This window comes from Curvibacter sp. EU05-FHT14A10 (assembly GCF_058791075.1).
Window position 1 is genome coordinate 94,479 of record NZ_JBYTDE010000017.1, and the last position, 22,338, is coordinate 116,816.

The 22,338-nt window shown below is 67.1% G+C and carries 19 protein-coding genes; 9 read left to right on the forward strand and 10 right to left on the reverse strand.

Annotated elements, in window-relative coordinates; translation table 11 throughout:
* Positions 1 to 67: 67 nt before the first annotated feature.
* Both AC3WUT_RS25125 and AC3WUT_RS25130 read right to left on the reverse strand, forming a co-directional pair.
* Positions 68 to 1,519 (reverse strand): aldehyde dehydrogenase, encoded by a 1,452-nt coding sequence (locus AC3WUT_RS25125; RefSeq protein WP_492349798.1) that lies wholly within the window; start codon positions 1,517 to 1,519, stop codon positions 68 to 70.
* A 25-nt stretch (positions 1,520 to 1,544) separates the two neighbouring features.
* Positions 1,545 to 2,318 carry a coniferyl-alcohol dehydrogenase gene (locus AC3WUT_RS25130; RefSeq protein WP_492349799.1) on the reverse strand — a complete coding sequence of 258 codons (774 nt, stop codon included), beginning with the start codon at positions 2,316 to 2,318 and terminating at the stop codon, positions 1,545 to 1,547.
* A gap of 199 nt (positions 2,319 to 2,517) precedes the next feature.
* On the opposite strand from AC3WUT_RS25130, the gene AC3WUT_RS25135 reads away from it, so the two are divergent.
* Positions 2,518 to 4,338 (forward strand): sigma 54-interacting transcriptional regulator, encoded by a 1,821-nt coding sequence (locus tag AC3WUT_RS25135; protein WP_492349800.1) that lies wholly within the window; start codon positions 2,518 to 2,520, stop codon positions 4,336 to 4,338.
* Positions 4,339 to 4,360: 22 nt separating this feature from the next.
* On the opposite strand, the gene AC3WUT_RS25140 is transcribed toward AC3WUT_RS25135, so the two are convergent.
* From AC3WUT_RS25140 to AC3WUT_RS25165, 6 genes are all read right to left on the reverse strand, one after another.
* The gene (locus AC3WUT_RS25140) at positions 4,361 to 5,356 is read right to left on the reverse strand and encodes a fumarylacetoacetate hydrolase family protein (protein WP_492349821.1); all 996 of its coding nucleotides are present in this window, start codon (positions 5,354 to 5,356) and stop codon (positions 4,361 to 4,363) included.
* Positions 5,357 to 5,382: 26 nt separating this feature from the next.
* Positions 5,383 to 6,378, reverse strand: a complete 996-nt coding sequence (locus AC3WUT_RS25145; protein WP_492349801.1) for a Bug family tripartite tricarboxylate transporter substrate binding protein — start codon at positions 6,376 to 6,378, stop codon at positions 5,383 to 5,385.
* Positions 6,379 to 6,448: 70 nt separating this feature from the next.
* Positions 6,449 to 7,411, reverse strand: a complete 963-nt coding sequence (locus AC3WUT_RS25150; protein ID WP_492349802.1) for an MBL fold metallo-hydrolase — start codon at positions 7,409 to 7,411, stop codon at positions 6,449 to 6,451.
* Between the two features lie 10 nt (positions 7,412 to 7,421).
* A complete protein-coding gene (locus AC3WUT_RS25155) occupies positions 7,422 to 7,622 on the reverse strand; it encodes a DUF2783 domain-containing protein (protein WP_492349803.1) in 201 nt (66 codons plus the stop codon).
* 12 nt (positions 7,623 to 7,634) lie between these two features.
* A complete protein-coding gene (locus AC3WUT_RS25160; RefSeq protein WP_492349804.1) occupies positions 7,635 to 9,314 on the reverse strand; it encodes an FAD-dependent monooxygenase in 1,680 nt (559 codons plus the stop codon).
* Between the two features lie 41 nt (positions 9,315 to 9,355).
* Positions 9,356 to 9,916, reverse strand: coding sequence for a VOC family protein (locus AC3WUT_RS25165; protein WP_492349805.1), 561 nt, complete (start codon positions 9,914 to 9,916; stop codon positions 9,356 to 9,358).
* 88 nt (positions 9,917 to 10,004) lie between these two features.
* On the opposite strand from AC3WUT_RS25165, the gene AC3WUT_RS25170 reads away from it, so the two are divergent.
* Positions 10,005 to 10,937, forward strand: coding sequence for a LysR family transcriptional regulator (locus tag AC3WUT_RS25170; RefSeq protein ID WP_492349806.1), 933 nt, complete (start codon positions 10,005 to 10,007; stop codon positions 10,935 to 10,937).
* Positions 10,938 to 10,945: 8 nt separating this feature from the next.
* Here AC3WUT_RS25170 and AC3WUT_RS25175 read toward each other — a convergent pair whose 3' ends face one another.
* Complete coding sequence (locus tag AC3WUT_RS25175; protein WP_492349807.1) at positions 10,946 to 12,706, reverse strand: NYN domain-containing protein; 1,761 nt, start codon at positions 12,704 to 12,706, stop codon at positions 10,946 to 10,948.
* A 69-nt stretch (positions 12,707 to 12,775) separates the two neighbouring features.
* Complete coding sequence (locus AC3WUT_RS25180) at positions 12,776 to 13,165, reverse strand: DUF488 domain-containing protein (protein WP_492349808.1); 390 nt, start codon at positions 13,163 to 13,165, stop codon at positions 12,776 to 12,778.
* Positions 13,166 to 13,344: 179 nt separating this feature from the next.
* On the opposite strand from AC3WUT_RS25180, the gene AC3WUT_RS25185 reads away from it, so the two are divergent.
* The 7 genes from AC3WUT_RS25185 to AC3WUT_RS25215 all read left to right on the forward strand — a co-directional run bounded on the left by AC3WUT_RS25185 (position 13,345) and on the right by AC3WUT_RS25215 (position 22,259).
* A complete protein-coding gene (locus tag AC3WUT_RS25185) occupies positions 13,345 to 13,878 on the forward strand; it encodes a GNAT family N-acetyltransferase (protein ID WP_492349809.1) in 534 nt (177 codons plus the stop codon).
* Positions 13,879 to 14,074: 196 nt separating this feature from the next.
* Entirely contained in the window at positions 14,075 to 14,377 is a 303-nt protein-coding gene (locus tag AC3WUT_RS25190; RefSeq protein ID WP_492349810.1) for a helix-turn-helix domain-containing protein, read from the forward strand.
* A gap of 10 nt (positions 14,378 to 14,387) precedes the next feature.
* On the forward strand, positions 14,388 to 15,746 hold the full coding sequence (locus AC3WUT_RS25195; RefSeq protein WP_492349811.1) for a HipA domain-containing protein: 1,359 nt from the start codon (positions 14,388 to 14,390) through the stop codon (positions 15,744 to 15,746).
* A 208-nt stretch (positions 15,747 to 15,954) separates the two neighbouring features.
* Positions 15,955 to 16,869, forward strand: a complete 915-nt coding sequence (locus tag AC3WUT_RS25200; RefSeq protein WP_492349812.1) for a VTT domain-containing protein — start codon at positions 15,955 to 15,957, stop codon at positions 16,867 to 16,869.
* A 61-nt stretch (positions 16,870 to 16,930) separates the two neighbouring features.
* Entirely contained in the window at positions 16,931 to 19,243 is a 2,313-nt protein-coding gene (locus AC3WUT_RS25205; protein WP_492349813.1) for an FAD-dependent oxidoreductase, read from the forward strand.
* A gap of 51 nt (positions 19,244 to 19,294) precedes the next feature.
* Positions 19,295 to 21,310 carry a cache domain-containing sensor histidine kinase gene (locus AC3WUT_RS25210; protein WP_492349814.1) on the forward strand — a complete coding sequence of 672 codons (2,016 nt, stop codon included), beginning with the start codon at positions 19,295 to 19,297 and terminating at the stop codon, positions 21,308 to 21,310.
* A 211-nt stretch (positions 21,311 to 21,521) separates the two neighbouring features.
* Positions 21,522 to 22,259, forward strand: coding sequence for a response regulator transcription factor (locus AC3WUT_RS25215; RefSeq protein WP_492349815.1), 738 nt, complete (start codon positions 21,522 to 21,524; stop codon positions 22,257 to 22,259).
* The last annotated feature ends 79 nt before the right edge of the window (positions 22,260 to 22,338 follow it).

Genomic DNA, 22,338 nt, shown 5'->3' on the forward strand with positions numbered 1-22,338 from the left:
GGCTGAGGTGTTTCCGCGCGCGCGACGCTGCTGCGCGGCACCCTGGCCTGGCCAGGGCTTGCGGTACTCAGAACGGGTAGTGCCGCGGCCCGGTCTGCACCGTGATCCAGCGCAGCTCGGTGAAGGCCTCGATGCCGGCGCGTCCACCGAATCGGCCCCAGCCGCTGCCCTTGACGCCGCCAAATGGCATCTGGGCCTCGTCGTGCACCGTGGGGCCGTTGATGTGGCAGATGCCCGACTCGATGCGTTGTGCCACGCGCCAGCCCCGGGCCGTGTCGCGGGTGAACACCGCAGCCGACAGGCCGAAGGGGTTGTCGTTGGCGCAGGCCACGGCGGCGTCTTCGCCGGCCACGCGCACCACGCCCTTCACCGGGCCGAAGCTTTCCTCGCTGTACAGGCGCATCGCCGGCGTGACGTGGTCGAGCACGGTGGCGGGCATCAGCGTGCTGTCGGCGCGGCCACCACACACCAGGGTGGCTCCTTTGGCCAGCGCGTCGTCGATCAAAGCGTTGCAGCGGTCCACCGTGGCCTGGCCCACCACCGAGCCCAGCACGGCCGGGCCCAGGCGGGGGTCGCCCAGGGGCAGGGCGGCGGCACGGGCCGCGAAGCGGGCCACGAACTCGTCGGCCACCGACTCGTCCACCACGAGGCGTTCGGTGGACATGCAGATTTGCCCTGAGTTGGCGAAGGCGCCGAAGATGGCGCCGTTGACCGCAGCCTCCAGGTCGGCGTCATCGAGCACCAGCAGGGGGGCCTTGCCGCCGAGTTCGAGCACCGAGGGCTTGAGGTATTTGGCGCAGGTGGCTGCAATGATCTTGCCCACATGGGTGGACCCGGTGAAGTTGACACGCTTGACCGCGGGGTGGGCGATCAACGCTTCGACCACGGTGCCGGCATCGGCCGGGGCATTGGTCACAAAGTTGACTACGCCGGGCGGCAGGCCGGCCTCTTGCAGGGCCTGGATGATCAGGCCGTGGGTGGCCGGGCACAACTCGCTGCCCTTGAGCACCACGGTGTTGCCCATGGCCAGGGGCACGGCAATGGCCCGCACCCCCAGGATCACCGGGGCGTTCCAGGGGGCGATTCCCAGCACCACGCCGGCCGGTTGGCGCACGGCGGTGGCCAGACTACCCGGCATATCTGAGGGGATCAGCTCGCCGCTGACCTGGGTGGTCAGGGCCGCAGCTTCGAGCAACATGTCGGCGGCCAGATGCACATTGAAGCCGGCCCACAGGCCCGAGGCGCCGGTCTCGCGGGCCATGGCTTGTGCGAAGGCCTCACCTTGGGCCTCCAGGGTGGTGGCGGCCTTCATCAGCAGCTTGCGTCGCTCGCCCGGGCCCAGGGCCGCCCAGGCCGGGAAAGCCTTGGCGGCGGCGTCCGCGGCAGCGCGGGCATCGGTGGCGTTGGCCGCCGGGGCGGTGGTGGCCAACGAGCCATCCAGCGGGTTCAGTCGTTCGAAGGTGGCGCCATCTGCAGCGGCCACGGCCTGGCCATTGATCAGCATGGAAATCGTGCTCATGTCGGAGGTCTCCTGTTTCAGTGGCTCAAAGCCCGTTCATCTGGCACAGCACGTTGGCGTACATGCCGCCATCGGTGGGAATGTTGGCGCCGCGGATCCAGCCCGAGCCGTCGGACAGCAGAAAGGCCACCACTGGCGCGATATCCGCCGGGGTGCCGGGGCGGTCCATGGTGCGCATGTCCTCTTCGGCGCGGGCGCCCAGGGTCTCGATGAAGTCTTGCAGGATGGGGGTGTCGACCGGCCCCGGGCTCACGGCGTTCATGCGGATGCCGCGGGCACGCCAGGTCCAGCGGTTCTGCAGCGTCCAGGCGATCAGGGCCTCTTTCGAGAAGAAATAGCTGCGTGCTCCTTCGATGCCATGCTGCTGGCAGAAGGCTTCCACCTCGTCAAAACCCAGGCCCTGGCTGGCCAGGATGGTGTCCTTGGCATCGGCCCAGCCCAGGCCGGCCAGTGACGCCAGATTGACAATGGAGGCCCCGTCGGCCAGCTTGGGCAGCACCTGGGTGGTCAGGTATTTGAGGCCGACCAGGTTCACGCGCAGCACGGCCGGCGCCGGGCGGGTGGGGGGCAGCCCGGCGATGTTGGCCAGGCCATTGAGGCCGCTCGGCAGGGCGGCGACCAGTGCATCGATCGAGTCCGGCCGCGACAGGTCGGCCTGCATGAACTGCCCCATGAACTGGGTCGGGCGCTGGATGTCCACGCCAATGACTTCTGCCCCTTGGCGGGTGAGCAGAGCCGCAGTGGCGGCGCCGATGCCCGATGCGGCGCCGGTGACGATGATTTTCTTGCCTTGAAGCATGGTTGACTCCGTTGTCGTGATGAAAAGAATGCCCTCATGACAATGCAATCGCGGTGCCAGCCTGGCCTGGTGAGAAAGTGGTTTGATTTCAATGGGTTGCGAGTGGTGATCCGCAAAAACCCTGAATCAAATGCCTTTGCTTTGATTCAATTATGATGATCAAAATTTAATCAAATCAGCGGTGCAAAGCCCCCTCGCCATGAAAAAGACGCCTCCCCGCCTCAGCCTGGCCGCCTTGCAAGACAGCCTGTTGCAGTCGCGCAGCAGTGCCGACTTTGACGAGGGGGCCGTGCCCACCCCGCGGGACCTGGCCGAGACCTTGACCTTTTCCCCCGGCGATGGGCGCATCTGGATGAACGATCAGCGCATGTTGCTGTGGCGCTCGTCCACCTATGGCTCTTTGCGCCGCGAACTGATTGCCAGCCTGGGCCAGGAGCAGGCCCGTTCGCTGCTGACGCGCGTGGGGTATGCCGCGGGGGCCCGCGACGCTGAACTGGTGCGCCGCATGTGGCCGGACAGCGATCCCGCCAATGCCTTTCATGCCGGGCCCAACCTGCACCGGCTGGAGGGCATGGTGCGGCCCGAGACCATCCGCTTCGAGTTTGACATCGCCCGTGGCGATTTTTTTGCCGATTTCTGGTGGCACGACTCCAGCGAGGACGACGAGCACATCGCCGCCTTCGGCATCGGCACCGAGCCGGCCTGCTGGATGCAGGTGGGCTACGCCAGCGGCTATGCCAGCGCCTTCATGGGCAAGCTCATCATCTACCGGGAGACCGCCTGCCGCTCGATGGGCGCCGAAGCCTGCCGCATCACCGGCCGGCCCGCGGACCAGTGGGAGGACCCTGAGCTGGACCTGCATTACTTCATGCCCGATGCCAGCGCACCCAGAGTCCGGGGCTTCAACCCTGGCCCGGGCCTGAGCCCCTTGAGCACGCTGCATGGGCCCGGGGCTGTAGCCCCGACGCCCGGCACCGAGGTGTCCGAGCCCATCGGCATCTCATCGAGCTTCAGTGCCGCGTGCCACCTGATCCAGCGCGTGGCGCCGACCCAGGCCACGGTGCTGTTCACCGGCGCCTCGGGTGTGGGCAAAGAGCTGTTTGCCCAGACCCTGCACCGCATCAGCCCCCGGGCCGAGCGGCCGTTTGTGGCTATCAACTGCGCGGCGATACCCGACACCCTGATCGAGTCTGAGTTGTTTGGCGTGGAGCGGGGGGCCTTCACCGGGGCGACAGTGTCAAGGCCAGGCCGTTTCGAGCGGGCCCACGAGGGCACGCTGTTCCTCGACGAGGTGGCCTCGCTCAGCTATGTGGCCCAGGGCAAGCTGCTGCGCGCTCTGCAGGAGCGCACGATCGAGCGGGTGGGGGGTACCCGGTCCATCCCGGTGAATGTGCGGGTGCTGGCCGCCAGCAATGTTGATCTCCGCGACGAAGTGCGGGCCGGGCGCTTTCGCGAGGACCTGATGTTCCGGCTCAATGTGTTTCCCATCACCTTGCCGCCCTTGAAGGAGCGGCGCGATGACATCCCGCTGCTGATGGAACATTTTCTGCAGCGCTATGTCGCCCTGCACCAGCGCGAGGTTCCTGGCTTCACGGCCCGGGCGGTCCAGGCCCTGTTGCGCTATGACTTTCCGGGCAACATCCGCGAACTGCAAAACCTGGTGGAGCGCGGCGTGATCATGGTCGAGCCGGGTGAACCGATCGATGTGCACCACCTGTTCCGGGGGGGCGAGTTGCTGTCACACGAGGCCTTGGGCCTGGATGAGAGTGGCCAACTGACCCAGGTGACCGCGCAGGCGCCGGTGCCTGGCGCCGAGCTCAACCGGCGCGTGCGGCGATCAAATGCAGGGACCGCCGTGCAGGCCCGCGGCCCGGGCGGCGATGCAGGCGCTGCGGCCGAGTTGCAGCGTTACCGCCAGGCCTGGGTGGCGGCGCGTCATAACGTGGCTGAAGCCGCTCGGGTGCTGGGCCTGAGTCGAGCCCAACTGGCCTACCGCCTCAAGCGGGGCGGCCTGTTGTGACCCCGGGCGGCCGGTGCCGGCCTCAAGCCCGCGGTCGCACCTGGACGGTCTGGTCGATGGCTCCGAACACCGAAATACCGTGCGTATCCCGCACCTCGATGCGCACACGGTCGCCGTGGCGCAGGTAGGGGTGCAGCCCGGCCTCGGGGGTGCCCGCCAGCATCTGGCGCACCCGTGCCTCGGTGATGCACGCATTGCCGGTCTCGGGGGCTGCATTGCTGATGGTGCCGGCGCCGATGATGCTGCCCGCGCCCAGGGCCCGGGTGCGGGCCAGGTGGGCCATGATCTGGCCGAAATGGAACACCGTCTCTTCGCCCGCATCGGGTTGCCCGAACCATTGGCCATTGAGCTCGATGTGCACCGGCCGGTGCAGCATGCCGCCCTGCCATGCCGTGCCCAAGGCCGCCGGCGTGACCGCGACCGGTGCGAAGCTGGTGGCCGGCTTGCTCTGGTAGAAGCCAAAGCCGCGGGCCAGCTCGGCCGGGATCAGGCCGCGCAGCGACACGTCGTTGAGCAGCACCACCAGGGCGATGTGTTGCAGGGCCTGTTCGGGGCTGACCCCCATCGGCACGTCGGTGGTGATGACTGCGATCTCGGCCTCCAGGTCGATGCCGTGGGCCTCATCGCACGCCACGATGGCTTCGGCGCCCGACAACATCACGTCCGAGCCGCCCTGGTAGACCAGGGGCTCGTCTTCGTAGCGCGGCGGGATGGGCTCCTGCCGCCATTGGTAGATCAGGCGGGCGTGGTTGCGGTACACCGAGGCGTCGGCCCATTGGTAGGCCCGGGGCAATGGAGCCAGGCATTGCTGCGGCTTCAAGGCCGTGCAGCCCTGCCAACCTGAGGCATCCAGGCTGTGGGAGCGCCGGGCCAGGGCCGGGGCCAGCGCTGCCCAGTCGTCCAGCAGGGCTTGCAGGGTGGGGGCGGCGGGGCCGGCCGGGGCCCAACGTTGGCGTGAGGGGCTGACCAGCATCAGTTCGCCATCGCGGCGCCCGTTGTGGCGCGTGGCCAGTCGCAGATCGTGTTGGGGCATGGTGTGTGTCCTCAGTCGAGCTGGATGTTGGAGGCCTTGATCACCTTGCCCCAGCGAGCGCTCTCGCTGCGGGCCAGGGCCTGAAAATCGGCCGGGCTGCCAGGCAGGGGCTCGAAGCCGAAATCGGCAAACAGCTTCACCACCTTGGGGTTCTGGGTGGCTCGGCGCAGTTCGGCGTTCAGGCGGCTCACCACCTCGGCAGGCATGCCGGCAGGGCCGACCAGGCCGTGGAAAGCCGCAGCGTTGACCTCCTTGTAGCCCAGCTCGGCAAAGGTGGGGGTGTCGGGCAGGGCGCTGGCGCGCTGCGGTGAGGCCAGGGCCAGCACACGCACCTTGCCGGCGCGCATCATCTGCAGCCCCGAGGCCAGGTCCAGCATCATCACCGGCACCTGGCCGCCCATCACATCCTGCATGGCCGGTGCGGCCCCCTTGTAGGCCACGTGGGTGAGGCTGATGTCGGCCTTCTGCTTGAACAGCTCCATCGCCACATGGTGAGGTGAGCCGTTGCCGGGTGAGGCGTAGTTGACCCCGTCGCGGTGAGCCTTGGCGTAAGCGATGAATTCAGCCAGCGTCTTGGCCGGAAAGTCGGGGTGCACCACCAGGGCCACCGGAATGCGGCCGATGGCTCCGATGTACGTGAAGTCGGTGGCGGGCTTGTAGGGCAGGCGGGCGAACATGTGCTCGTTGAACAGCAGTGCAGCGTTTTCGGCCTGCATCACGGTGTAGCCGTCGGGCTTGGCCTGCAGCAACACCGATACCGCGATGTTGGTCGACGCGCCCGGGCGGTTGTCGATGATCAGGGGCTGTCCCAGCAGGGGCTGCATGGCGTCGGCCAGGGCTCGGGCCATGGCGTCGGTGCCGCCGCCGGCGGCGTAGGGCACCAGCCAACGCACGGGCTGGTTGGGGTAGGGTGGTGTCTGGGCCTGGGCCTGCCCGGCGACGCCAGCCAGCAAGGTCAGGGCCAGGCCAGCGCAGGCTCGGCGGGTCAGGGAAGGGTGCTTGTTCATGTCTGTCTCCGGTGTGGGTTTGTTGTGCTTGGGGGCCGTTGGTGGGCCGATAGTGGGCGGGTGGCGGGCCTCAGCCGCGCAGCGTGGCCCAGAGTTGCTGGTCGCGTTCGGCGGTCCAGATCGTGGGATGCTCGGTGCCTTGCAGTTCTTCAACTGCGCGGGCCACGTCGAAGGGCAGCACGTGCTGGAACACGGGCCAGTCGCCGAAGCGTGGCGTCATGGCTTGTTGCGCGTTCTCGAAGCAGGCCCGCAAGCCGAGGCCGGCCGCCAGGCTCTGTCGCACACTGTCCAGCAGGGTGCGCAAGAAGGCCTGGGTCAGGTCGATGGCTTCGGCACAGGCGGCCTGGCCGTGTTGCACGGCGCCACGCCCCGGTACCAGGGTGCGTGGTTGGAGTGCCCGCACGGCGTCCAGCGTGCCCAGCCAGTCTTGCAGGTAGGCATCCCCGGCATACACGCCGCAGCGGTTCTCGACCACGTCGCCCGCAAACAGCACGCCGCAGTCGGGCAGCCAGGCGACGGTGTCGCCCCCCGAGTGGCCGCGGCCCAGGCAGTGCAGGTGGATCTCACGCGAGCCCAGGTTCAGACGCATTTCGCGCTCGAAGCTCAGGCTGGGCCGGGTCAGGCCGGGGACCTCCTCGACGCCTGCAAACAGGCGTGGGAAGCGCCCCACTTCCGAGTCGAAGTCGGCCTGGCCCCGGGTGCGCACCCAGTCGGCCGTGCCCTGGCTGGCGATGATGGCCTGCACCTCTGGGAAGGCGCTGGCACCCATCACACGCACGGCATGGTAGTGGGTCAGCACAATGAACTTCACAGGCTTGTCGGTGACGCTGCGGATGGCCGCCAGGAAGTCGCGTGCCAGCCGGGGGGTGGGGCGGGTGTCGATGGCCACGACATGCTCGTCGCCGACCACAAAGCCGCAGTTGGGGTCGAAGGCGCTGATGTAGCCGTAGACGCCTGGGGCCAGCGTCTGGACCTGGGGCTTTTGCTCCTGCAGGTCGGAGGCCGAGGCAAAGGAAGGGGCATGGGTGCTCATGGATGGGCTTTCAGGTCGGGGTGGCGGGGGCGGCCTCGCGGGCGGCGTTCAAGCAGGCGAGCAGCACGTCTTGCTGCCCGCATTGATTGGCCAGCAGCAGCAGCAGGCGGGCATTGAGGTCGGCGCTGGCGGCTTCGCTCAGGCCCTCATGGGCTTGCACCAGGGCTGCGTAGAAGGCGTCCGGGTCGGGGATGTTGGGTTTGGTGTTCATGGGGGTCCAGGCTCAGGCGGTCATGGGTTCAAGGGTCGGGGTGGTTTGGCCAGTGACGCGGCACAGGGCCTGGATCAAGGCATCGGCGTCACAGGCCGGCAAGGTGGCCGCCAGGTAGGCGTCGGGGCGCAGCAGGCACAAGGTGCCGGCGCTGTGATCGGGGTCGAGCCCCAGGTGCCGGGCCAGCACGCCGCCGGGGTCTTGCAGGTCGGCCTCGGGCCCCCCGATGAGCAGCAGCCGGGCCGGCAGCGTGGTCTGTCGCAGGCGCCGCTCGGTCTCGGCCCGTGCGGCCGCTGTGGGGGCAAACCACAGGCCCAGGCAATCGCTGCCCTGGCGCAGCAGGTGCATCAGCGTCGTGGGGCGGCCCTGGCGGTCTGGCAGTGCCAGGTTCTGCACGCTGCGCGCCCCCTGGGGCAAGCAAGCTGAGGGCGGGTAGTCATTGGCCACAGACATGCGCCCCGTGTTCACCAGGGCCCGGGCGAAGGGGTGCTGGCGCGCCAGCGCCAGGACCGCGCGGCGCAAGGTGTGTTCTGCCGGGCTGCGAGGGGCCAGAAAACGGGCCGAGCGGCTGGTCACCTGCAGGTTCTCGACACAGGCGGCGCGGCGCTCGGCGCTGAAGCTGTCCAGCAGGGCGTCGGGGGCTTGGCCCTGGTTCACCAGGGCCAGCTTCCAGCCGAGGTTGGCCGCATCCTGCATGCCGGTGTTGCCACCCCGTGCACCGAAAGGGCTGACCACGTGGGCAGCATCGCCGATGAAGAACACCCGGCCGGCCCGGAAGTTGTCCAGCAGGTGGTCTCGGTAGCCATAGGGGCCGATCCAGACAAATTCAAAGTCGACATCCGGCCCCAATTGCGACCGCAGCCTGGAGCCCGCCACTTCTGGCTGACTGATGGCCTCGGGGTCGGCATCCTCGGGCATTTGATAGTCGATTCGCCAGACGCCATCGGCCATCAGGTGCTGCCACACCGCTCGCCCGTCATTGAACGGGGCGTCCACCCAGGTCCAGCGCTCGGTGGGCAAGGGGTGGGTGAAGCGCACATCGGTGATGCACCAGCGATCGGTGCTGCGTGAGGCGTGTGTTTCCAGGCCCAGTTGGGTGCGGATGGGGCTGTTGGCGCCTGTGGCGTCGATCAGGTAATCCGCCTCCAGGGCATACGCGCCGTCGGGGGTCTCGACCTGCAAGCGCACATGGTCGCCATGAGGCTCGATCTGCGTCACCCGGCTGCTCCAGCGCAGATCGGTCAGCCCCAGAGTCTGGATGCGATCCACCAGGAACCACTCCAGATAGAACTGCTGCAGGTTGATGAAGGGGGGCTGGCTGGAGACGCTGTGGTCTTGCAGGTTGAAGCTGTAGACCTCTTGGGTGCCCGAGAAAGTGCGACCCAGCGACCAGGCCACCCCTTTGGCGAGAGCTTGCTCGGCGACGCCCAGCCGATCCAGGATCTCAAGCGACTTCTGCGCGTAGCAGATGCCGCGCGAGGAGGCGCCCCGCACGCCCACGGTGTTGTCTTCGTCGATCAGCACGCTGCGCACACCGCGCTGGGCCAGGTCGCAGGCCAGGGTCAGCCCGGCCGGGCCGGCCCCCACGATCACGATGGAGTAGCGGCCCGGGGCCTGGCCCTGGTGCTCCGGTGGGGGGGTGTAGGCGAAGCTGGGCAGCTCGTAAGGCGGGGCAAAACGATAGCTTGTCATGGTCTGTCTCCGGTTTGTTCTGGGGGGGGAGGGCGGTCCTGTCAGTGGCTGGCCTTGCGACGGGCCTTGAAGGCCGTCCACTCACGGACCTCTTGATGGGCCTGCCTGGCCAACTGGTTCATTTCGGCCATGTCCACCGTGGGGGTGGTGAGTTCAAGGCGGATGCCGTTGGGGTCGAAGAAATAGATCGAGCGGATGATGTGGTGGTCCGTCACGCCCAGCACCTCGACGCCGGCGGCCTGCAGCCGGGCCTTGGCTTGCTCCAACTCGGCCACCGAGTCGACGCGCAGGGCCAGGTGATTGACCCAGGCCGGCGTGTTGGGCGAGGGCTGGGCGGTTGTGTCGTCGCCCAGGTCGAAGAAGGCGATGTACGAGCCGTCACGCATCTGGAAAAAGATGTGCACGTAAGGGCAGTACTCGCCGGTGCTGGGCACCACGTCGCTCTTGATCACGTGTACCAGGGGCAGGCCCAGCAGGTCTTCGTAGAAATGGCGCGTCTCTTCGCAATCCCGGCAGCGCCAGGCGAAGTGATGCAGCGATCGGATGGGGACGAAACCGGCAGGTTCCGATGCAGTGATGGGGTTGGTGACAGGGACGGTCATGGGGCGGCCTTGAGGTGAGGACCGCATTACATCGAGAGCTGTCTTATCATTCAAACGAAAAAATTTCATCGATTGATGAAGGATTCATATGAATGGAAATCTGAGCCTCAGGCAGTTGCGGGCGTTCGAGGCGGTGGCGGCCGAAGGCAGCTTCACCAAAGCGGCTCAGCGCCTGTTCCTGACCCAGTCGGCCCTGAGCGTGCTGGTGCGCGACATGGAGCGCGAACTCGGCCTGTCGTTGTTTGACCGCCATACCCGGCGGGTGGAGCTGTCGGAGGCGGGGCGAGATTTCTACCCGCATGTGCGCCGCATGCTCAATGAGCTCAGCGTGGCGGTGGGCAGCATGATCGACTTGCGCGACAAACGCCGAGGCGTGTTGCGCGTGGCAGCGCCCCAACTGATGGCCTGCACCCTGGTGCCCCGGGTGTTGGCGGTATACCGGCGGCAGTATCCGGGCGTGGACATCCGCCTGCAGGACACCTTGCCTGAGCACTTGATGGAGCGGCTGCAGGCCGGTGAAGTTGAACTGGCCATCGGTCCGGATGGCGTGCTGGACGACGCCGGCTTGCGGCGCTACCCGTTTCTGAGGGACCGGCATTGGCTGATCTGCCGCACCGACGATCCCCTGTGCGCGCAAGACCCGTTGCGCTGGCAGGACCTGGATGCCTGCCATTTCATCGCCCCCACACGCGACTTCATTGCGCGCATGAAAGCCAGCCTGGGCGCCTACAGCGAGGCCCTGCTGATGAACCCCTGGCAGGAGACCTCGTACTTCACGACCGCGTTTGGCCTGGTCTCAGCCGGCATGGGGGTCACCCTGTGTCCCACCTATGCCGCGCCGCTGGTGAAGGCCTATGGCCTGCAGATGCTGGCGCTGCAAGAGCCCGCCTTCTACCGCGAGGTCTGTGTCTACAGCCAGCTTGGCAAAGAGCTGTCACCCGCGGCTGCGAGCTTTGTCCAATGCCTCGGCGAGGTGGTGGCCGACGCGGCCTTTGCCGAGCCGGTGTCGCCCAGAGGCTGAAGAAGGCCTCAGCCTGCCTTTTTGGCCGCAGCGCGTGGGCGACGGGCCTTTTTGGCCGCCGGCGCTGCCGTGTCCACGGACGCGGCATCGATCGGGGTGGCCTCGGGCGACGCCACAACGACGGTGGCTGCTGGTTCGGCGGCTTCGACCGGCGCGCCGACCGTGTCATTGGGCAACTCAGCCTGCGCTTCGTTGGCCTGGGCGCGGGCCTTGGCGCCCGAGCGGCCACCGCGGCTGCGGCGGCGTGGCGAGGCCTGGGTCGAGGTGTCTTCTGCGGTGGCGTCGGGTGTTGCGCCCTCATTGGTGGGGGCGGCACTGGTCTGCTCGTTCACCGGGGCCGGGGGCAGCCCTGCTGGCGCATCGTTTTCTTCGGGCGTCGGAGTTGCGGTACGGCGGCTTGTGGCCGCCGCCTGTTCCTGGCGCTCGCGCAGTTCGCGGGCCTTGCGGGCGCGCGCCCGGGCTTCGGCCTCGGCGGCGGCCGCCGCAATGGCGCTGTCATGCTCTGGCAGCGCTGGCGGGTTCTGGCCCTGGCTGCGAGGGGGCTGTTGGGCTGGCTGGCCCTCGCCACGCGGTGCACCGGCTTCGGAGCGGTTTTCTCGCCCGTCCCGGCTGTCCCGACCGTCGCGGTTGTCACGGCCTTCACGGCCTTCACGTCCGTCACGTTGGCCACCCCGGCGGCCGCCCCGTGAGCGGCCATAACTGGCTGGGGGTTGCTCGTCGTTCTCGGCTTCGACCTCTGGGGCATCCGCCACCGGGTCTGCGACTGCCACGGGGGCGGGGACCGGTGTGGGGGCGGCGGCCGGTGCGAATGCTTCCGGCGGGAAGTAACGCGACACCGGGCGTTCATAGGGCTGCTCGGCGCGGGGCGCCTGGGTGGCAGGGGCCTGCGAATTGAAGGCTTGGGAACCGGAGGTTTGCGAGGGTGCTGTGCCTGCGCTGCTGCCGCCACTGCTGCGGAACACATAGGCGCCCGACTTGTCGTCGCGGCCAAACTCCATCAGGCCCCGGTTGTGGGCCTCTTCGAGCAGGTTGCCGAAGGTGCGAAAGCCAAAGTAGTTTTCATTGAAATCGGGGCGGCGGCGCTTGATGGCCTCCTTGAGCACCGAGGCCCAGATCTTGCCGCTGTCGCCGCGCTCGGCCATGAGGGCGTCGAAGGTCTCCACAGCCAGCTCCAGCGCTTCGCTGCGCCGGGCGTCGCTGGCTTCCTTGCGCTTGCGCTCCTCTTCCGGGGTGCGGCGGGCTTGCTGCGGCGCATCGGCGGGCTGCTGGCGGCGGGCCAGGGCGCGCTGTTTTTCACGCACCAGGTCGTCGTAGAAGATGAATTCATCGCAGTTGGCAATCAGCAGGTCGGAAGTCGACTGCTTCACGCCCACGCCGATCACCTGCTTGTTGTTCTCGCGCAGCTTGGACACCAGGGGTGAAAAATCAGAGTCGCCGCTGATGATCACGAAGGTGTTCACATGCGACTTGGTGTAGCACAGGTCGAGGGCATCGACCACCATGCGGATGTCGGCCGAGTTCTTGCCGGACTGGCGCACATGCGGGATCTCGATCAGTTCGAAATTCGCCTCGTGCATGGTGGCCTTGAAGCCCTTGTAACGGTCCCAGTCGCAATAGGCCTTCTTGACCACGATGCTGCCCTTGAGCAGCAGCCGTTCGAGCACGGGCTTGATGTCGAACTTTTCGTAGTTGGCGTCACGCACGCCCAGCGCCACGTTTTCGAAATCACAGAACAGCGCCATGCTGAGGTTATCGGGTGAGTTGGCCATCAGGCTCTCCATTGGGGTTGCAGCCCTGGATCATCACATGGATTGACACAGCCAAGCCTGCACTGAAGTTCAGGGCGCAAGCTCTGCGCCCTTTTCGAGCAGCAAGGCGCGCAGCACCGAGCGGTGGCAGCGGGCCTCATCCTCGCAATAGCAGCCTAGCGAGAAATTGCTGTGGTGGGACAGGGCGGCCAGCACGTCCAGGCTGCGGCTGGCCTCGGGCTGGGCCATCTCCTTGCGGAACTGGCGCTCAAAAGCCTGCCACCGGGCCGGCGTGTCGGCCTCCTGGCCCAGCTTCATGGTCTCGGGGGTCGGGGACAGGTTGGGGTACCAGACGTCGTACCAGTTCTGGCTGGCGAATTCTGTCTTGGGCACGCCCCGCGGGGGCCGCCGCACCGTGCCGATGCGGGTGCCTTCGTCCGCGGTCCGGGGGCTGCCGAGCTTCACGATGCGCAAAGTCATGTCATGAATCCATTGAAGTGATCAGATGTGATGGTGTGGCGCTGCCCCAAATCGGGGCTATGTCATCGATTCTCATCGCAGAAATGCTTTGTAACAAATGTATTTGCTGCCTTTGCGAACCACCCGCCGGTCCAGCCTAGCATGCCTTGCAACAGAAAGAATCGCGAGCAGGAGACGAGGTGGTAGTGCAACACATTGGGTTGACCCAGGTTGAAGAGAACGCGGCAGGCCAGGCGCTTTTGCAAGGGGTGCTGAACCATGCCCGGCGTTATGTTGAAGAGTCATTTGGTCACCGCCTGGTGGGCATTGAAGGCGCGCAACTCTTTGAGTTGCTGCACCGCGATGTCGACGCTTCAGAGCACCGTGTCTATGCCATCGATCTCCACAACGGCGTCAGCAAAACGGTGGGCTTCATCACACTGGGCCTGGGTTATGCCCATTGGGACGGGGCGTACATCCACTTTCTGGTGATCGATGAACGTTTCCGAGGTGCGGGTCTGGCGCGGCAGGCCGTGCAACAACTCGAGGCCATCGCGTCGACGCTGACCCGCCGAATTCGGCTGAAGGTCTACCCACCCGATACGGACGTGGCCGGTTTCTGGCAAGCCATGGGCTACACCGTCAGCGGGCGCTTCCCGGTCAGCTTCACGCCGCCGACAGGGCTGCCGCTGCACTACACCATGTTGGAGAAAGCATTGCCGATGGGCGCGTGAGGGGCGGCGCTGCCACCCACACCCCTGCGGTGATTTCGGAGAAACAGAAATAGTTGTTCTTGTTGACGATCGGAATTCGTGATTTCTGAATTTCCGAAACTACTGGTGAAAATCGAGAAATACACCTAATATTTCGGAATAGCAGAAATATTCACTGCAGAGTCCACTTGAAGGGGCTTTTGCCGGAGATTCCGAAATGAGTGATGCGTCCAGCCGCAGTCCCACCCGACTGATGTCCGCCCCTGAGTTGGGACCGGTCGTGCGTGAGCGACGCAAGTCGCAGTCACTTCGCATCGATGATGCCGCAGAGCTGCTTGGCGTCTCAGTGGACCTCATGTCTCGCCTCGAGAATGGCCAAGGGTCGGTGCGCCTGGACAAGGCACTGACCGTGCTCGATGGCCTCGGCCTGGCGCTGGTGGTGCTGCCCAAGGAGCACCCCTGGGCCCGCGAGGCCGCCGGCGCTCACGCATCGGAGCCGCTCAGCACTGGCAAGGCATGAGGCGGCTGTCATGACCCACGCACTTAACGTCTGGGCCGAACAGAACCGAATCGCCACCCTCGAACACGAGGGGCGGGACGACCGCTGGCGCTTGAGCTATGCCGGGCACTGGGTCTCTGACGCCCAGTCCTATCCCCTGTCACCGGCCCTGCCCCTGACGCGTCAGCCGGCTGACCTGCCCTCTGCGTCCATCAAACGCTTCATCGAGCATCTGTTGCCTGAAGGTCGGGCGTTGGATGTGGCCGTGGCCTACAACGGCCTGGACAGGACCAACCTCTTTGGCCTGATCTGGGCACTGGGTGCCGAGACCGCGGGCGCTTTGCGCTTCACAGGCGATGCAGAGGCAGCGCTGCCGGTGGGCGAACCCGTGCTGCGGGAAGTCTCCCGCCAGGAACTCGAACAACGCATCGGCGAGCGAGACCACCTGCCGCTGACGGTGTGGGATGGCCGGGTACGCATGTCGGTGGCTGGCCTGCAGGACAAGCTCTTGGTCTATCTCGATCGACCCCTGAATGATGGCGGGCGGCTGTTCCTGGTGGATGGGCCGGGCCTGGCGTCGACGCACATCCTTAAGCCCGACACCGGCAATCCGAAAACGCCGCACCTGGCGGTCAATGAGCACTTTTGCATGTCGCTCGCCCGCCGCATGGGCCTGCCGGCTGCCGAGGTGGGGCTGCTGCGCACGCCCCGACCCGTGCTGGTCGTTCGGCGCTTCGACCGTGCTGTAGAAGTCGATCACGGCCCACCCAGGGTTCACCGTCGGCACATCATCGATGCCTGCCAGGCTTGCGACCTGCCGGTGGCCTACAAATATGAGCGGTATTTGGGCAACGCGCCTGCAGTCCAACACATCCGCGACGGCATGAGCTTTGAACGTCTGTTCGGCTGCGCTGGGCTGGCAGCCAACACGGCTGCGGCGCGCCTGGCCCTGCTGCGCTGGGCCCTCTTTCAGTTTCTGATTGGCAACAGCGATGCGCACGGCAAGAACTTCTCATTTTTCGTCCACCCCGGCGGCCTGCTGGAACCTGCACCCTGGTACGACCTGGTGAGCGTTCTGCAGTACGACGGATTGGACACCGAGTTGGCCATGGCCTTTGGCGATGTGTTCAGCCATGCCGAGGTGTCGCCCTTCGCCCTGGCGGATTTCGCGGCGCGCTGTGGCATCAGCCGCAAGCTGATGCGCCGCGAAGGCCAGCGACTGGCCAAGCTGGCCGTCACCGAGGCGGCGGCTCAGGCCCAGGGTACCGACTATGAAGACGAGTCCGAACGGGCGTTTGTGCAGGGCCTGGCTGGCTACATCACTGAACAGGCCCGGCGGCTGACGCAACTGGTCGAGGACGCTGCAAGCTTGAAAGATGAGTACCTCTGAGAGCCTCTAGACATGCTGCGAGAAGCCTGGACCTGCTCAGCGTGACGCATGAGGTACCCCACCTGGATCAGCAAACTGTGCGCACCGAGCTTCGCAGGCCTGAGGGACATGGCCCATCCGCGGCCCGGTGCTTCGAAGCCTGGGGCTAAACTGATGGGCGGGCCGGTTTGAGGCCCAGCGGCCTCTCCACTCCCCAACCCTTTCCGCCATGGACCTTCAGCAGCTCAGCCAAACCCTGGAGCACGACGCGCTCGGCGTGGTGTTTCTCAACGTGCTGCTGCAGCAACTGGGCTTGCCGGTGCCGGCGGTGCCCACCCTGCTGCTGGCGGGCAGCCTGGCCGCCACGCCGGGGGCGCTGGGCAAACTGGCGGCCGGCGCCATGCTGGCCTCCGTGCTGGCCGATTGGGGCTGGTACCACGCGGGCAAGCGCTTTGGCTACCGGGTGCTGTCGGGCCTGTGCAAGCTGTCGATCAATCCCTCGTCCTGCGTCAGCCAGACCGAGGCGCGCTTTCTGCGTTGGGGGCCGGCCTCGCTGGTGGTGGCCAAGTTCGTGCCTGGTTTTTCGACCGTGGCGCCACCGATTGCGGGGGCCCTGCGCATGCACCAGCCCAGTTTTCTGATGGCTGCCGGTACCGGCGGGGGCCTGTGGGCCGGCCTGGCGCTGGGGGCAGGCTGGCTGCTGCGCGACACCGTGCGCCAGGTGATTGCGGCGCTCGAGCGCAACACCGCCGAGGCCTTGACCGTGGTGGTGGTGCTGGCCGCCGCCTGGTTGGCCTGGAAGTTCTGGCAGAAATACCGTTTTCGCCGCCTCAGCGCCGTGCCCCGCATCGGCATCGAGGAGTTGCGCGCCGCGCTGGCGCGTGAGCCCCGCCCCTTGTTGCTGGACTTGCGCGGCGCCGTGATGGTGGCCCAGACCGGCCCCATCGAAGGGGCCCGCGTGGCCGAACACAGCCAGCTGGAACAGGCTGTGGGCGACTGGCCCCGCAACCACCCCATCGTGACCTTGTGCGCCTGCCCGCAAGATGCCGGCGCCATCCTGGCGGCACGCCGCCTGCTGGACCTGGGCTACCTGTCGGTGCGACCGCTCGAAGGCGGCTACGAGGCCTGGATGGCCTCAAAGTGATGCGGATTCGCCCGGTTTCCAACCTCTGCCGGACCGCTGGCCCGGCCCTCTGGAGTCGTTCATGAGCCCAGCCCCACGTGGCGCTGCCAAGCCCTCTGTGCCCCAAGCCACCCGAGCTCCCAAACCGCCCTCAAGCAACCCGCACGCCGACTACCTGATCGTGGGCGCCGGCCTGGCCGGTGCCACCGCGGCCGAAACCCTGCGGGCCGAGGGGGCCACCGGCCGCATCGTGGTGCTGGGCGACGAGGACCAGCCGCCCTACCAGCGGCCGCCGCTGTCCAAGAGCTTCCTGACACTGAACCAACCCCCGCGCGTCAGCACCGTGTTGGCCGACGGGGCCTGGCAAGCGCTGGGCATCGAGCTGGTGCTGGGTTGCCGCGTCAGTCGACTCGACACGGCACAGCGCACGCTGCACACCGAGGCCGGCCCCCAATGGACCTACGGCCAACTGCTGATTGCCACCGGGGCCCGGCCCCTGCGGCTGGAACTGCCCGGGGCGGAGCTGCCCGGCATTCACTACCTGCGCTCGCTGGCCGATGCCCAGGCCCTCCGGGCCAGTGCGCTGCAGGCCCGCCGGGCTGTGGTGATCGGGGGCAGCTTCATCGGGCTGGAGGTGGCTGCTTCGCTGCGCCAGCGCGGCATCGAGGTCACGTTGATCGAACGCGGCGACTTGTTTGGGCGCTTCAACACGCCGGCCTTGTCCGATTTTTTCCACCGTTGTTTCACCGAGCGCGGCGCCCAGGTGCTGCTGGGTGACAGCCCGGTGTTTTTCAGCGGCAGCGACCGGGTCCAGGCCGTGCATACCCAGGGCGGGCAGGTGCTGGCTTGCGACATGGTGGTGATCGGTGCCGGGGTGCAACCCCAGACTGGCTTTCTGGAGGGCAGCGGCCTGCAGCTTGACGAGGGGGTGGTGGTCGACCGCTTTTTGCAGGCCAGCCAGCCCGGGGTGTTTGCCGCTGGCGATGTGGCCTTCTTCGACGACCCGGTGCTGGGCCGGCGCCACCGGGTGGAGCACTGGGACAACGCCATCAAGCAAGGCCGCCTGGCGGCGCGCAACATGCTGGGCCAGCGTCTGCCTTATGACGAGGTCAGCTACTTTTTCAGCCAGGTCTTCGAGCACAGCTTCAACCTGCTGGGCGAGATCGAGCCCGGTCTGCAGCGCATCGACCGGGGCTCGCTGCAAGCGGGCTCGTTTGCGGCTTTCTACCTGCGCCACGACGTGCCGCAGGCCTTGTTCTCGCTGGGGCGGCCTTCGCAGGAGACCCGGCTGGTCGAAAACCTGATCAAGCGGCGCGTCAACCTGAGCCGCCTCAAGCCGCAGTTGTCCGATCCGCAGTTCACGCTGCAGCAGATCCCGAATCAGACCTTTCTGATTCTGCAGGGCGGTGGGGCCTATGGGGCCTTCGAGTGCGGCGCGGTGCAGGCCTTGCAAGAGGCCGGCGTGCGCCCCGACGTGGTGGCCGGGGTGTCGATCGGGGCCTTCAATGGCGCCATCATCGCCGGCAACCCCGATCGGCCGGCCGAGGCGCTGCAGGCCTTCTGGGCCGAGCTGGCGACCTTGACCCCGGCGGTGCCCGACGAAGCCCTGCGCCAGACCCTGGCCTGCCAGCAGATTGCCACCTGGGGCGTGCAGCCGTTCTTCACGCCCCGCTGGCTGCAGCCCATGCTCGGCATGGCGCAGTGGCCGCAGAACTGGACCAGCCTGTACGACACCAGCCCCATGCGGGCATTGCTCGCGCGCTACGTGGATTTCAGTCGCCTCAAGGCCAGCCCGGTGCGGCTGATGGTCAGCGCGGTTGACCTGGAGACCAGCGAGCTGGTGGTGTTTGACAGCTACATCGACGAGCTCACGCCTGATCACATCCTGGCCAGCGGCAGCCTGCCGCCCGCCTTCCCCTGGACCACAGTCAATGGGCGCCATTACTGGGACGGCGGCATTGTCAGCAACTCGCCGCTGGAGCGCGTGGTCGAGCGTTGCGGTTCGGCGGGCAAGCAGGTCTACATCATCGACTTGTTCCCGGGCCAGCGCCGCCGCCTGCCCGGTAACCTGAGTGAGGTGATGGCCCGCCGCGACGAGATCCTGTACTCAGAACGGGTGCGCAGCGACGTGCGCACCCGTGAGCAGGCCCGCGACTACCAGCGCCTGGTGGAAGACCTGATGGCCGAACTGCCGCCCGACGCCGCGGCGCGGTTGCGCCATCAGCCGCGCTACATTCAGCTGATGGGTGACGATGCCCCCATGACCATCACGCGCATCGTGCGCGAGGACAGCGATGACGCCCCGTCCTCCCGCGATTACGATTTCTCGCGCGAGACCGTGGCCCAGTTGCAGGCCGCGGGTTATCGCATGACCCGCAAGGCGCTGCAGCGCTGAGGCGTCCGACGCCTTTTTGCGCCCTGTTCTTCGCGCCCTGACTTTCGCGCCATGTCCCTTCGCAGCCGCATTGCCTTCCGCACCTTTCTGATCCTGGCCTTGCTGCTGGTGCTGTTGCCCATCGTGGTGGCCAGCGGCTGGTTTTTCTACCGCTCAGCCCTGAGTGCGCGTGAGGAGTTCGCGCAGCAACTGGCCGACGAGGTGTCCAGCCGCGTGCGCGAGAAGATCGTCAGTTTTTTCGACGTGCCCATGCGGGTGGTCACCTTCAACGTCGAGCAGGCCCGGGCCGGCCAACTGCTGTATGCCCAGCCCGAGGCCTTGATGCGGCAGTTTCTGCTGCAGATCGACCAGCAGCCCCAGCTCACCTTCATCTCGATGGGCTTGGCCGATGGCCAGTACTACGCTGGCAGCCGGCCCCCCATCGGGGCCAACCGCCCCTTGCAACTGCTGCGTGCGCGCATCGCCGATGGCCGTGCCATGGAGGTACTGCGCCTGGACGAGGCCAGCCGGGCCCTGGTGCCTGTTTCGCGCAGCGAGATCGCCTACGACGCCCGCACCCGGCCCTGGTTCCAGTCGGCGCTGGCCCGCGACGGCCTGGCCTGGTACGCCCCTTACCGCTACCTGATCAACGATGCCCAGGGCGCCTATGCCGCCATCGGGATGGGGGTATCGGCCCCGGTGCGCGACCGACAGGGCGCCCTGGTGGGCGTGGTCACGGCCGATGTGGCGCTGTCGCAGATCAACGAGTTCCTGGCCCGGGTGGCCCGTGAGTCTGGCGGCCAGGCCTTCCTGGCCGATGAGCATGGGGCCCTGCTGGCTTCGTCCACGCCCGAGCCCGGCCTGCCCGCCGACGGGCTGCAGGCGCGCAAGGCCGAAGACAGTGCCGACCCGGTGTTGAAGGCCGTGGGCCGTGCCATCCGGGCCAGCGGTCAGCCCGAGGGCAACCGCTTCATCGATGTGGGCTCGACCCAGCATCTGGCCCGTTGGTGGACCCAGCCACTGCACAACGGGCCCAGCCTCACCTTGGGCGTGATCCTGCCCGAGAGCCGCTTCAACACCCCGCTGCGCGGCGTGTTGCACAACACCTTGTACCTGACCCTGGCCGTGATGCTGGCGGCCCTGCTGTTCTCGGTGCATGTGGCCAACCGCGTGGTGCGCCCGCTGGCCCGCCTGGGGCACTGGGCCGGGCGTCTGACCCGCGGCGAATGGCATGCCAGCGCGCCGGCGCCCAGCCCGATCCGCGAGCTGGGTGCCCTGTCAGACGCCATGCGCTACATGGCTCGCCACCTGCAGGAGCACGCCCAGGACCTGGAACAGACCGTCACCTTGCGCACGCGTGAGCTGAAGGAGGCCCTGCAGGCCATCGAGCAGACCCTGACCGACCAGCGCCATTTCATCGCCATGCTGTCGCATGAGGTGCGTTCACCGCTGGCCGTCATCCACACCACGGCGCAGCTGATGTGCCTGCGTGCCAAGGATTCGTCCACCCAGCTGGCCCAGGCCGAGCGAATCCTGCGCGGGGCCATTCGCCTCAACTACTTTTTTGACAACTGCCTCACGCAGGACCGCATCGACAGCGAGAGCTTCGTGCTGGAGCCCACCCCCATTGACGTCCCCGGTCTGATGGCCTGGGTGCTTGACAACGGCTTGCAGTTGTCGCCCGGCCACCCCTTGCAGATGCAGGTCGGGTCGGGCCTGCCTGCGTTGCATGGCGACCAAGTGTTGCTGCGCATCATGCTGATGAACCTGGTGTCCAACGCCTTCAAGTACTCGCCCGAGGGGGCGCCGGTGGCCCTGCACGCCTGGCAGCAGGGCGATCGCCTGTGCCTGGCGGTCGACGATGCGGGCCCCGGCATCCCCCCGGAAGAGGCCGAGGTGGTGTTCGACAAATACCGCCGTGGCCGCGGCGCCGAGGGCAAGCCTGGCGCCGGCCTGGGCCTGGCCCTGGTCCGGCGCATCGCGCAACTGCATGGCGGACGGGTCTGGCTGGAGGCCCGCCAGCCCCAGGGCAGCCGCTTCGTGATCGAGCTGCCTTTCGGACCCGGGTCGGCCATTCACCCGGTCTGAAGTCACTTCCAAGCCCCGGGAAAACCCCGCGCAGCAAGCCCTGCGATGCCTGTTACAACATCAGCAGCCAAGGCAAGAGGCCGGGGGCTGGCTCGAAAATCGCTTGCCCTGGCCTGAGCCCCGACCGCGATCGGCATCTGGGCCGTCATCCGCCGGGGCAGGGCCTTTGCCTTGTCCATCTGCCCGGCGGGCTTGTCCCCATCAGCGCAACATGAGCCACTCCAAACCCCGCATTGCCATCGTCGAAGACGACGCCGACCAGCTGCACAGCATCGAAGAATTTCTGCTCGACTCGGGCTACCGGGCCTGGGGCGTGGGCAGTGCCGAGGCCTTTTACAAAAAGTTCATGAGCGACCCCGTTGATGTGGTGCTGCTCGACATCGGTCTGCCCGGCGACGATGGCCTGTCGGTGGCCGGCCTGCTCAAGGCGCGACCCGAGGTGGGGGTGATCATCCTCAGTGCGCGCGATGCCCTGGGTGACCGCCTGGCTGGCATGCGTGCCGGGGCCGATCGTTACCTGGTCAAACCCGTCAACCTGCTGGAGCTGGCGGCCAACATCGACGCCACGGCCAGCCGTTTGCAACCCCGGGCAAGTGCCGCGGGCAGCCCGCCCGAGCGGCCGGAGCAGGCCCTGCCGCGCAGCTGGTCGCTGGCCCTGAAAGACTGGGTGCTGTGCTCGCCCGAAGGCCGCAGCCTCGCCCTCACCACGCACGAGTTCCTGTTCGTGCAGCACCTGGTGCAGGCCCAGGGGCAACCGGTGTCCAAGCGCGACCTCAGCGACAAGCTGTTCGGTGCTCGGGCCCAGAACGGCAGCGAGCGCCTGAACCTGCTGGTGACTCGCCTGCGCAAGAAGGCCACCGAGGCGCTGGGTGAGGCCTTGCCCATCAAGACCCTGCACCAGATCGGGTACGCGTTCACCGTGTCGGTGCGGGTGGGCGAGCTGGTCTGAACCCCTTTGGGGCAGGGAGCTTTTTAGGGCTTTCCCCAGGTCGCGCTGAATCCAAATGAAAGTTTTGGAAAGCGCACGA

What these genes read in the sequence shown, in the direction of transcription:
- AC3WUT_RS25190 (WP_492349810.1), top strand. Translation starts at nt 14,075, where the DNA reads ATGAGTGATGCGTCCAGCCGCAGTCCCACCCGACTGATGTCCGCCCCT.
- AC3WUT_RS25150 (WP_492349802.1), bottom strand. Translation starts at nt 7,411, where the DNA reads ATGAGCACCCATGCCCCTTCCTTTGCCTCGGCCTCCGACCTGCAGGAG.
- AC3WUT_RS25155 (WP_492349803.1), bottom strand. Translation starts at nt 7,622, where the DNA reads ATGAACACCAAACCCAACATCCCCGACCCGGACGCCTTCTACGCAGCC.
- AC3WUT_RS25125 (WP_492349798.1), bottom strand. Translation starts at nt 1,519, where the DNA reads ATGAGCACGATTTCCATGCTGATCAATGGCCAGGCCGTGGCCGCTGCA.
- AC3WUT_RS25135 (WP_492349800.1), top strand. Translation starts at nt 2,518, where the DNA reads ATGAAAAAGACGCCTCCCCGCCTCAGCCTGGCCGCCTTGCAAGACAGC.
- AC3WUT_RS25210 (WP_492349814.1), top strand. Translation starts at nt 19,295, where the DNA reads ATGTCCCTTCGCAGCCGCATTGCCTTCCGCACCTTTCTGATCCTGGCC.
- AC3WUT_RS25200 (WP_492349812.1), top strand. Translation starts at nt 15,955, where the DNA reads ATGGACCTTCAGCAGCTCAGCCAAACCCTGGAGCACGACGCGCTCGGC.
- AC3WUT_RS25215 (WP_492349815.1), top strand. Translation starts at nt 21,522, where the DNA reads ATGAGCCACTCCAAACCCCGCATTGCCATCGTCGAAGACGACGCCGAC.
- AC3WUT_RS25205 (WP_492349813.1), top strand. Translation starts at nt 16,931, where the DNA reads ATGAGCCCAGCCCCACGTGGCGCTGCCAAGCCCTCTGTGCCCCAAGCC.
- AC3WUT_RS25145 (WP_492349801.1), bottom strand. Translation starts at nt 6,378, where the DNA reads ATGAACAAGCACCCTTCCCTGACCCGCCGAGCCTGCGCTGGCCTGGCC.
- AC3WUT_RS25130 (WP_492349799.1), bottom strand. Translation starts at nt 2,318, where the DNA reads ATGCTTCAAGGCAAGAAAATCATCGTCACCGGCGCCGCATCGGGCATC.
- AC3WUT_RS25180 (WP_492349808.1), bottom strand. Translation starts at nt 13,165, where the DNA reads ATGACTTTGCGCATCGTGAAGCTCGGCAGCCCCCGGACCGCGGACGAA.
- AC3WUT_RS25170 (WP_492349806.1), top strand. Translation starts at nt 10,005, where the DNA reads ATGAATGGAAATCTGAGCCTCAGGCAGTTGCGGGCGTTCGAGGCGGTG.
- AC3WUT_RS25195 (WP_492349811.1), top strand. Translation starts at nt 14,388, where the DNA reads ATGACCCACGCACTTAACGTCTGGGCCGAACAGAACCGAATCGCCACC.
- AC3WUT_RS25175 (WP_492349807.1), bottom strand. Translation starts at nt 12,706, where the DNA reads ATGGCCAACTCACCCGATAACCTCAGCATGGCGCTGTTCTGTGATTTC.
- AC3WUT_RS25160 (WP_492349804.1), bottom strand. Translation starts at nt 9,314, where the DNA reads ATGACAAGCTATCGTTTTGCCCCGCCTTACGAGCTGCCCAGCTTCGCC.
- AC3WUT_RS25165 (WP_492349805.1), bottom strand. Translation starts at nt 9,916, where the DNA reads ATGACCGTCCCTGTCACCAACCCCATCACTGCATCGGAACCTGCCGGT.